The organism is Mesobacillus sp. (genome assembly GCF_047739415.1).
GTDB lineage: Bacteria > Bacillota > Bacilli > Bacillales > Cytobacillaceae > Mesobacillus.
Window position 1 is genome coordinate 1 of sequence record NZ_JBIQOE010000166.1, and the last position, 5,142, is coordinate 5,142.

General features: G+C 41.0%; 3 protein-coding genes and 1 pseudogene. 2 read left to right on the forward strand and 2 right to left on the reverse strand.

Translation table 11 applies throughout. From position 1 onward, the window contains the following. Positions 1-225, forward strand: a pseudogene (locus ACH0QE_RS12990) (globin); the annotation flags it as partial. Continuing rightward, positions 222-1,103 carry a ClpXP adapter SpxH family protein gene (locus tag ACH0QE_RS12995; RefSeq protein WP_415801060.1) on the forward strand — a complete coding sequence of 294 codons (882 nt, stop codon included), beginning with the start codon at positions 222-224 and terminating at the stop codon, positions 1,101-1,103. The pseudogene ACH0QE_RS12990 and the gene ACH0QE_RS12995, both read left to right, overlap by 4 nt. A 1,054-nt stretch (positions 1,104-2,157) precedes the next feature. Here ACH0QE_RS12995 and pepF read toward each other — a convergent pair. Both pepF and ACH0QE_RS13005 read right to left on the reverse strand, forming a co-directional pair. Next, positions 2,158-3,975 carry an oligoendopeptidase F gene (pepF, locus tag ACH0QE_RS13000; protein WP_415801061.1) on the reverse strand — a complete coding sequence of 606 codons (1,818 nt, stop codon included), beginning with the start codon at positions 3,973-3,975 and terminating at the stop codon, positions 2,158-2,160. A 160-nt stretch (positions 3,976-4,135) separates the two neighbouring features. Beyond that, the coding region (locus ACH0QE_RS13005) for a competence protein CoiA (RefSeq protein ID WP_415801062.1) at positions 4,136-5,142 on the reverse strand (1,007 nt) is incomplete at its 5' end.

The window sequence follows — 5,142 nt, forward strand, 5'->3', positions numbered from 1 at the left end:
CCGCCCTTATATACCAATGAACATGGCCACCCAATGCTCCGCGCAAGACATCTGCCTTTCGAAATCACGCCGACCAGGGCAACAGCATGGCTTGCATGTATGGCTGAGGCCATGGATGAAGTTGGTCTTGAAGGCCCTGTAAGAGAGGACTTTTACGCAAGACTTTACCTGACCGCCCAGCATATGATCAATACACCAGATGACGAAACTGGTGATAACACATGAAACTGAGTCGGGAAAACCTTTTGAGCTATGATCCATCAGAGTTTTGCCATAGCTTGGATAAAAAACCTATCGAGATTTATATGTTTGTCGACCCGCTCTGTCCGGAATGCTGGGCACTCGAACCAATCATCAAAAAGCTCCAAATTGAATACGGCAAGTATTTTTCAATTCGCCATGTTTTAAGCGGCAAACTTGCCACCCTGAATATGAGCAGGAAAAAACGTTATGAAACAATTGCCGAGCTTTGGGAAAAAACTGCAAGCAGAACAGGTATGTCCTGTGACGGTTCACTGTGGTTTGAAAATCCTGTGTCTTCCCCGTATCTAGCATCGATTGCAATAAAATCAGCTGAGCTTCAGGGGAGAAAGAAAGGCATCAGGTTCCTGCGCAAGCTTCAGGAAGTGCTATTTCTTGAAAAACAGAATGTCTCGAACTTCGAGGTACTAAAAAACTGCGCGAGGAGCGTCGGTCTAGACGTAGAGGAATTCGTAACCGATATCCATTCTGAAACAGCAGCAAAAGCATTTCAGTGTGATTTAAAAATAACGAATGAAATGGATGTCCAGGAAATCCCGACTTTCGTCTTTTTTAACGCCAATATTGAAGAGGAAGGCATTAAGATTACCGGTCTTTACCCATATGAGGTATACGTGCAGATCCTGGAAGAAATGCTGCAGGAAAAACCAGAAGCGGCCCATCCGCCGATTCTCGAACAATTCCTGAAGCAATACAAAATGGTCGCCTCCAAGGAAGTAGCCGTTGTATATGATATAACTGTTCAACAGGCAGAGAAGGAATTAAAGAAATTAATGTTAAAACAACAAGTCGAACAAATCCCCGCTAAATATGGAGTGTTTTGGCGATATGTTGAAGGATGACCGTGCATTTGCGCGGTCTTTTTAATTTGTTGATCGTGTAGACTGTCCTTCAGTTTGGGGCACTGGAATATAAAGAAAAGATTCCTAGGCAACCGCTCGATAAAAAGCGGTTGGTCGATATATTTAAAAATACGCCGATATATTTTTAAATGTGGTCGATAAAATCAATAATCCGCCGATATATTTCGAAATGTGGTCGATAAAATTAAAATATCGCCAATATATATCGAGATATAGTCTATATATTTTTATTTCATCACTTCTGCTAGTGTTTTTTCACCTAATTATGTATGACTTACGCATTAATAAACAGAAAAAGGCCTTGCAGCTCTCCAACTGCAAGACCTTTTCTCTATTTTATACGAACAAAGGGGATGGGAGAAATTTTTCACGGTCAAACAAAGGGGTAAATGTTTGCTTGTGATCAACTTCACGCTATAAATATATCATAACCCTTCCTCCTATCACAATAACCTTGTGTGTTATTTCACAATATTGTCAAATCCCATTCATGAATGCCTGGACTGAAGCATATAAATGAACTATAAAGCGATCCGGAGTGATTCAATTGGATAAACTAGGTCTTTCCCTTATTGCTCTGTTCATACTTTTTTCATTTATCCTTCATATTTTTGGATTAATGCATCTCCTGCCCTTGTATCTAACCTCTCCTATTCTATTTCTAGCATTATTTATTTTACTGATATATTTAAATAACCGAAAAAAGTTCAAAGGCTTCTAACTCTCTTTTCCAGGTGCCTTTCAAGATCAAGAGTCTTTTTTGACCTTAGGCAGTGTTAGAAGGTAAAAAACCGGTCGCAATTTCTGCGGCCGGTTTCGTTTATGCAAGCAGAGAATATATATCACTTCGAGAATTGTCTAGCTCCAGCGCCTAGCCCCTCGAGACGCTTCGGTCCGCCCAATGAAGTCAAAAAACGACTTCATGGACGGCCCTCCGTGGCACACGATGTGATAGACCCGCCAGCCACAGGACGTGGCGCTTTAAGGCGGGCACCGCTTGTCGGGGCTGGACAAGGCGCATGCGCTTTTCTAATTATGAAAGCAATGCTTCCATTTCGTTAAGCTTTTCTTCGAATACTTTCAATGCATCCTCGATTGGTTTAGAACTTGTCATATCGACGCCCGCTTTTTTCAGTACTTCGATTGGATAATCTGAGCTGCCTGATTTCAAGAAATCAATATAGCGCTCAACAGCCGGCTCCCCTTCTTCAAGGATTTGTTTGCTCAGCGCTGTTGCCGCGCTGAAGCCAGTCGCATACTGGTATACATAATAATTGTAGTAGAAATGCGGGATTCTTGACCATTCAAGACCGATTTCTTCATCAATAATGATGTCCTCTTCACCGAAATACTTTTTGTTGAGCTCGTAGTAATCTTTTGTCAAAGAATCAGCCGTTAACGCCTCGTTATTTTGTGCCTTTTGGTGAATCATATGTTCAAATTCAGCAAACATAGTCTGTCTGAATACTGTTCCCCTGAAGCCTTCGAGGTAATGATTCAGAAGATACAGTCGCTTCTGCTCATCATCAATTGTTTTTAGCATATAGTCATTCAGCAATGCTTCATTACAAGTAGACGCCACTTCAGCAACGAAAATAGAGTAGTTGCCGTATGGATATGGCTGCGTCTTTCTGGTGTAGTAGCTGTGCACGGAATGGCCAAACTCGTGAGCCAGCGTAAACAAGTTATTAACATTGTCCTGCCAGTTCATCAGGATATATGGATTAGTGCCATACGCCCCTGAAGAATAAGCTCCGCTGCGCTTTCCTTTATTCTCATAAACATCCACCCAGCGATTTTCAAATCCTTCTTTTAGGATATTGTTATATTCATCTCCAAGAGGTGCTAAACCTTTTAGGACATATTCCTTTGCTTCACCATAAGGAATCTCCATTTTCACATCCTTAACAAGCGGTGTATAAAGGTCATACATATGAAGCTTATCAAGACCTAATACCTTCCTGCGAAGCTTGACATATCTGTGCAGGAGGTGCAGGTTGTCATTAACGGTATTCACAAGGTTTTCATAAACACTTTCAGGAATATTATTCGCAGAAAGCGCGGCATGCCTAGCAGAGTCATACTTGCGAATCCTTGCATTGAAATTATCCTTTTTAATATTTCCGCTCAATGTGCTGGAAAAGGTATTTTTAAAGCTGCCATATGTTTTGTACACAGCTTTGAAAGCATCTTCTCGAACCCTGCGATCTTCGCTTTCAAGGAAACGGATATAGCGGCCATGCGTGATCTCCACTTCTTCTCCGTTCTCGTCCTTGATTGAAGGGAATTCTAAATCAGCATTGTTCAGCATTCCAAATGTATTCGAAGGTGAGCTCATTACCTCTGATGCTTGAGCGAGGAGCGCTTCCTCTTCAGCGGATAGCACATGCGGACGCTGAAGATTGATTTCCTCCAATGCATGCTCATAAAGCTTCAACTCTTCTTTTTCATTCAAGAAGCCTTTGATTTTCTCTTCATCAACAGCCAGGATTTCCGGCACGATGAAGGCAAGTGCGCTTGCTGCTTGAGAATACAGATTCTTGATGCGGTCATCAAGCCCCTGATAAAAGGAATTCGTTGTATCCTGGTCATAGCGCATGTGCGCGTATGTATAAAGTCGTCCTAGACGCTCAAGCAATTTATCCTGCAACTGGAGTGCACTATAAAGTTGTTCAGCACTTTCACCAAGCTTGCCTTGATACTCCTGAACAGAAGGAATCAATCCTTTAACTTCATTAAATTCTTTTTCCCATTGCTCATCAACCGCAAAAATATCCTCAAGTCTCCAAGTATTCTCTGCAGAAACCTCGTCCCTTGCTGGTAATTTCTTTACTGTAGATTCGTTTGACATATGGATCCTCCTAACAACATTTCGGATTTCGAAAAACTTTTCTAGTAACATATATTCGATAATGGTTTCTTATTTCCTTCTATAAAATTAAATAAGGAAAAAGTTTTCTTTTTGAGAATTTGCATTCTAACTACCCTATTTTACGCAGTTATATCACATTTCATGTTAGTGGGAATATTGATTGTGTAATTTCATTTCTGTACTTGGTGAAAAAGTTGCCTTCTGCATTGATTTGTTCGTCAATTGAACCTGGGATAATAATTTCCCGGAGTACTCTCACTGTACCTGAATTGATTCTTTCCAAGAATGATACCTTTGTTAAAAGAAATACATATTCAGCAAGAGCGTACCAATGGTCTCTTTGCCCAGCAACAGGCAGGGTTCGTAGTTTGATTTCTTTCCTGCTTACTCGCCTATCAAAGGCTTCCCGGATATTTGCATAAATTATTATGTCCCCCTTTTGATAATGCCGGAATACATCTAGGTATAAGAATGTCTGCCATATGAGTGAAGGTGTTTCAATATAGGGGCTCGAGCGGACAGGAAGGCCAATTTCGGATGGAAGTGTAAGAAGGCTTAGGTGATTGCGATAGAGTTCTTTCAGAAATGGATTTTGCCATGCTCCTGGGGAAGTTAAGTAGCGGGATTTCAGCTTTTGATTTTCAGCTTGCCAAGTCTTCAATATGGGGAATGGCTTATCGATTGGGCTCAGTAGCTCCTCTATTGAATACTGATTAAGTGAGTTCACTATAAGATTCGTGATTGTCTTCTTGGAAGTGATTGGAATGGCTCCATTCAGATTGATAAATTGCCCTGAAATCGGACAAAAAGCCGGGATAGTCCAAGTGTGCCTTGTCTGCCTAGTGAAGAGATAGAGGAAGTTATTGATTGATACAACATTATTTTTCTTGCGCCTGACCAATGTCTCTGCAGCAACCCAAATTGGTATTACACCATAATGCAAATAAGTTCTGGTCCTTTTCACAAAAGTCTCTTCGGGTATAACTGAACATTGGAATTCAATTGCATATTTTTGGTTTTGCAAATCGAAAGCAATGTCCGGTTTCTGCTTCATCTGTGGGTCGAAACTTTCGAGTTCAGCATTGATTCCTTGCTTTTTCAGCCAATTGAAGAGCTGAAGCTTTCCAGAAAGATGATATTCAGATT

Bases quoted from the DNA above. Each gene is read 5' to 3' on its own strand.
- pepF (WP_415801061.1), bottom strand. From the start codon at position 3,975: ATGTCAAACGAATCTACAGTAAAGAAATTACCAGCAAGGGACGAGGTT.
- ACH0QE_RS12995 (WP_415801060.1), top strand. From the start codon at position 222: ATGAAACTGAGTCGGGAAAACCTTTTGAGCTATGATCCATCAGAGTTT.